At 62.1% G+C, this 4,660-nt stretch carries 6 protein-coding genes; 1 reads left to right on the top strand and 5 read right to left on the bottom strand.

The annotated features are described in order from the left end of the window. On the bottom strand, positions 1 to 669 hold a 669-nt coding region (locus EN893_RS19560), incomplete at its 3' end, for a hydantoinase/oxoprolinase family protein (RefSeq protein WP_281062491.1). Here EN893_RS19560 and EN893_RS19555 point away from each other — a divergent pair. After that, complete coding sequence (locus tag EN893_RS19555) at positions 619 to 1,413, top strand: HisA/HisF-related TIM barrel protein (RefSeq protein WP_245490867.1); 795 nt, start codon at positions 619 to 621, stop codon at positions 1,411 to 1,413. The two genes, EN893_RS19560 and EN893_RS19555, sit on opposite strands and share 51 nt — an antisense overlap. A gap of 137 nt (positions 1,414 to 1,550) precedes the next feature. Here the strand turns inward: EN893_RS19555 and fae are convergent, their stop codons facing one another. From fae to EN893_RS19535, 4 genes are all read right to left on the bottom strand, one after another. After that, positions 1,551 to 2,057: a formaldehyde-activating enzyme gene (gene fae, locus EN893_RS19550; RefSeq protein WP_013532036.1), complete on the bottom strand. Its 507-nt coding sequence runs from the start codon at positions 2,055 to 2,057 to the stop codon at positions 1,551 to 1,553. A 149-nt stretch (positions 2,058 to 2,206) separates the two neighbouring features. Continuing rightward, positions 2,207 to 3,067, bottom strand: coding sequence for a triphosphoribosyl-dephospho-CoA synthase (locus EN893_RS19545; RefSeq protein ID WP_128361708.1), 861 nt, complete (start codon positions 3,065 to 3,067; stop codon positions 2,207 to 2,209). An 11-nt stretch (positions 3,068 to 3,078) separates the two neighbouring features. Then, positions 3,079 to 4,026, bottom strand: coding sequence for a RimK family alpha-L-glutamate ligase (locus tag EN893_RS19540; RefSeq protein ID WP_127269834.1), 948 nt, complete (start codon positions 4,024 to 4,026; stop codon positions 3,079 to 3,081). A gap of 134 nt (positions 4,027 to 4,160) precedes the next feature. Continuing rightward, positions 4,161 to 4,660, bottom strand: a 500-nt coding sequence (locus EN893_RS19535) for a methenyltetrahydromethanopterin cyclohydrolase (RefSeq protein ID WP_281062490.1), incomplete at its 5' end; no start/stop codon positions are given.

Below are 4,660 nucleotides of genomic sequence, written 5' to 3'. Positions count from 1 at the left end.
GTCGTCGTCCTCGTCGAGCACGCCCAGGATGCGGTGCGCGTCGGCGATCGAGGCGAAATACTCGTTCATCAGCGGCGTTAGCCTGCCATGGACGGGAGCCGACGAGGCTACGCCGAACAGGAATGTCCTGGTAAAGCCGGTATAGACCAATTCGCCGGTTAGAAGCCGTCCGGCATCGGTGTAGCCGTCATTGGCCACGGCGCCGTTCTTGATGGCAATGATATCGGTGGTGGTGGAGCCCATGTCGACGAACAGGGCATCGCCGGCGAGTTTTGCCACCAACAAGGCTGTCGCGTGCCAATTGGCAGAAGCCACATCGGCGCCTAACTGCGCTGCCTGCTCGACCCCGACGAAACCGGATGGTCCGGCATAGACCAGCTTTTTGTCTGTGGGGAAATGGGTGGAAATCTGACCCAGCAGAGCCGCTACGCCGACATCGCGGGACGGAAAGATGTCCGACAGTTCGCCTGTCATGGTGAATGCGTTGAGATCCGCACCCGCGTAGATCGGAGCCGTTTCGTCGAGGGCTGAAGCCAGCTTGTGCAGGCCTTGCCAGAGCGGCGTTGCGATCGTTACCGCCTCGACGATGCGACCGTCTTGTGCGCGGGTCACCTTCAGATGCGCGCCGCCAATGTCGAAACCGGCAATGATGCCCTTTCTTTTTTCCACGCTTCAAGCTTTCATGACGGGGGCAATTGGTCGGTGAAAAAAACGTTGCGTATTATTCCGGTTCTCGACCTGAAAGACGGCGTGGTGGTTCGCGCCCAGCAGGGAAAACGCGATCGCTACAGGCCGATCGTTACGCCGCTCAGCCGAAGCCCTGATGTCGTCGCGGTCGCTGAAGGACTGCGTGGGCTTTATCCTTTTTCGACCTTCTACATCGCAGATCTGGACGCTATCGAAGGCGGAGCGCCAAACAGCGACGCACTCGCCCGGCTGAGGACGATGGCGGAGCCGCCGGAACTTTGGGTCGATGCCGGCGTGGCCGACGAGAAGACACTTTTGGCGGCGCTTGCCGAACGCTCGCTGTCTCCTGTTCTGGGCTCTGAATCGCAGCGGGACGACATGTTGCTGCGGCGTTTTCGCGATCATCCCGATCTCATCCTGTCCCTTGATTTCGTCGGCGATAGTTTTTGCGGACCGCGTTCTCTTCTCGATGAGCCCGAGCTTTGGCCGCAAAAGGTGATTGTCATGACGCTGGCCAAGGTCGGTGCGGCCGCCGGTCCTGACTTCGGGCGGTTGCAGGAGGGCAAGGCCAAGGCCGGAAATCGCGCCGTCATCGCGGCCGGCGGCGTCCGAGATGAGGCCGACATCAGCGCCTTGTCCGCGATGGGTGTCGCCGCGGCGCTGGTCGCAACCTCATTGCACAACGCTACGCTCACACCCGGCCGCCTCGCGTCACTCGGCGCCTGATCATCGTTGCTCGTCGACTCCCGAAGGACGTGCGCCCTTCGGGAGGTGACGTTTCAAAAGCCCAGAACTTTTTTCAGCCGGCGCAACAGACCATCCGTCTCAGAAGAGGGTTTTTCCTGTGCGGGGCTGTCTCTTGTCTAGGCTGCGAACGGATGCTTGACCTTGTCGCGCTGGGCCGTTGCTTCGGCGGCGGTCGGGGTTCCTGCAACGGCGCGCTGGATAGCTTCCTTTGTCGCCTCGTAATTGTATTTCTGGATCTTGGCGTCGTCCGCCGCGTCCCAATGGATGAACACCCCGACGCAGATGAACACGTCGTCCGCTTCGTTGGCCGGAATGGTCCCGTCCGCAACGCTGTCCTGCACGGCCTTTGCCACGGCGTGCTGCGCCGGGCCGAACATCTGGACCGCCTGCTTGGCGCCCTTGATCGTGACCTTGTTGAACATCACGGTGTTGGGTTTGCATTGAAGATTGGGCGCGATCACCGCCAAAAGCGAAGTAAAGCCGTCCTTGTTGTTGGTAAGCGCGTTGCAGAATGCCGTTTCGACCGCGCTCCCCCGCGGGCCGATGAGCAGGTCGACATGCGCGACTTCGTTGCCGTCTCCCACCAGCGATTCACCGACCATAACCTTTGAGATTTTTGCCATGCCAATTTCCTCCAAGACACAATTATGATGTCCACGGACGCTGCAACCGAGCAGGCGCTCGATGGACAGCTATCCTTGTTGGCAGCGTCCGGATTTGCCCGGACCGGTTGGCTAGATAGCCGCGGAAGCACAGCTTCCGCTTTTGGAAGTCAAGCACCAACGCCGCGATTATGCAAGGTGAGGGCGAGGGTGTGGACTAAAAGAGTAGCCACGGTGAGGTCGGCCGAGGTGCCGGGATTGATGTTGTCGGCCTTCAGCCGGCGGTCGAACTCCATGAGCAGGCGAATGCGCGACGGCTCGTCGCCCTCGGCATGGAGCGCCGCCTGAACGGCAACGGCTTCCTGCCGCGCTTGATTTGCGACGTCAACGCCGTGCTTGCGCATCACATGGCTGTCGGGGAAGCCGGCGAGAAACGCCATGTAGACGAATACCGTCGGCCACATGCCCGTTTCTTCGCGTGCCAACGCTCCATCCAGCGTGGCGAGCCCGACCCCGAACACGTCGCCGAAACAGCTGCCGTACTGGCGGGCGATCATGTCGCGGTCGGCGGCCTCCCGCATCGCGTCCAGCAAATGAACCTTCCGCTCCTGCCGCACATCGTTGGCGGCTTCTCCGAGGCCGCCTGGCGCGGCCGTGACAATCGCCTCGAATACCGCCTTGGTATCCTGCACGCTCAAAGCCCGAAGCAGCAAGTCGAGATTGTCCTGCAGTCTGTCACCGCCCATTTCGGCGGCGCATATCAGTGGCCCTGCCAGAAGGATGATTCCGAGATTGGTATTGGTTGCGACCGCCAGTCGGGTCGCGCGCACGGCCTCCAGCATGCGCTGTCCGACCGGCAGACGAGGATCGGTCAGCGGCCCGGAAGAAACCTCCGCACTCATCATGAACTGGGCGGCGGACATGCCGTGTCCGTCGGCGAACAGATGGACGTTGCCCGGTTTGAGGGCTTCGATCTCCATCCTGCAGGCATCCTTGTAACTGGCCCGGAGGCGTTCGCGCGAAACCGCCATCCTACTGGCCCTCACGAATTCGCAGGCGCGGTAAAACGATAGGGCCGCGGCGCGGCGGCCGCTTCGGCACGGTCGGCCAGGAGCTTCAGCAAGGCATCGGCGATTGCCTCGGCGATATTCACGGCGACCACCGATTGCAATCCCGACCAGGCGGGCATGCTGTTCACTTCGAGTATGAACAGATTGCCGTCGTCATCCCGCACGATGTCCACGCCGGCAAAATCCGCGCCGACCGCGGCTGACGCGGCGACAGCCAGCGAGGCCAGTTCCGCCTTGCCATATTGGGAAACCTGTTCCGGCACGCCGCCCCGGTTGACGTTCGTGATCCAGTCGTCGCTGATGCGGCTCATCATCGCCACGGTCTCGCCGGCGCAGACAAAGACGCGAAAATCCCGGAAAGGCGGACCGGCACGCGACACATATTGCTGGAGGTAATAGACGCTGTTCACCTCTTCTGCGGCCGGCAGGTCCGACAGCGTGCGGATCAGCTTTATCCCGCGGCCTTGCGCTCCGAACAAGGGTTTCAGCACCAGCGGTCCCCGCGGAAGCTCTTGCGCCGCGATCTCCTCGGCGACGGCAAGTCCTTCCACGGCAAAGGTGCGTGGCGTAGGCAGGCCGGCATTTTTCAAGAGGAATGTCGTCATCGACTTGTCGACGCAGCGCTCGATCGCCTGCGCGGAATTCCACACGGGAACCGACAGTCTGCTTAACGCGTGCAGCATGCCGAGGCGCCGGGTAATCGCTTCGAACGATCCGGCGGCGATGGAACGAACGAGCACGGCGTCGGGCAGCGTGCCGCCGAAGCCGGGGATCGAAAGTCCGCTCGGGCTGCTGGTGTCGAATGCGATCGCTGCCAGCGGCACGGCTGCAACGGCGGCGCCTCTCCGACCAAGTCCTGCCGCCAGGCCGTTCGAACCAGTGTCCACTTTGTCGCTGACGATCAGGATGCGAGGGATCATGTGGCGCCTCGGGTGCGGGAACCTAAGAGGCGTGAGCGATTCCGCGCCCCAATGGCCGCGTCCGCGACGGGGCTGCACGAAATGCAGTCGTCGGGCAGGCGAATGACGGACGAATCCCTTGGCACCGCCATGCTCTAGCCGAGACTTCGTTCGAGCATTTTCAGATCACGCCGACCGGCGCGAAACGTATCGCCGGTTTCGATCGCTGTCACGATCACTTCGGCCGGGCTGAACAGCAGCGGGTCGATGGCATAGAAATCGCCCTTGAACCGCGCGAAGATCTCGGCGAAGGGTTGGCCGTAGTCCCGTGAGGCGCTGCTGGGAAGTTTTTCCGCGAGTTTGCCAGCCTCTTTCGCCGATCCTTTCACGAAGAGCTGGACGCTGCCGCCATAGATGATGGCATCGTTGGTTCGGCCCATGGCGGTCAGGAAATCCGGATGGGGGGCGGGGATCGGAGCCGTTCCGATGCCGTCGACAACGTTCTCCAGCGGGAATTTGAGATCGTTGATCTTGTGCAGGGCAACCTCGAGCGCGCGCGCAACGATCTGCACGCTGCCGGCAAGACTTTGTGTCGGCGCATAGAGGAAGGTGAGCTTTTCCATCGCCAGTCCAGTTGCCTTGCCCACTTTCTCAA

It is taken from the genome of Mesorhizobium sp. M7A.F.Ca.CA.004.04.2.1, from assembly GCF_004022825.1.
GTDB lineage: Bacteria > Pseudomonadota > Alphaproteobacteria > Rhizobiales > Rhizobiaceae > Mesorhizobium.
The sequence above is the reverse complement of the archived record's forward strand: the minus strand, read 5'-3'. Positions and strand labels throughout refer to the sequence as shown.

Bases quoted from the DNA above. Each gene is read 5' to 3' on its own strand.
- EN893_RS19555 (WP_245490867.1), top strand. From the start codon at position 619: ATGCGCGCCGCCAATGTCGAAACCGGCAATGATGCCCTTTCTTTTTTC.
- fae (WP_013532036.1), bottom strand. From the start codon at position 2,057: ATGGCAAAAATCTCAAAGGTTATGGTCGGTGAATCGCTGGTGGGAGAC.
- EN893_RS19545 (WP_128361708.1), bottom strand. From the start codon at position 3,067: ATGGCGGTTTCGCGCGAACGCCTCCGGGCCAGTTACAAGGATGCCTGC.
- EN893_RS19540 (WP_127269834.1), bottom strand. From the start codon at position 4,026: ATGATCCCTCGCATCCTGATCGTCAGCGACAAAGTGGACACTGGTTCG.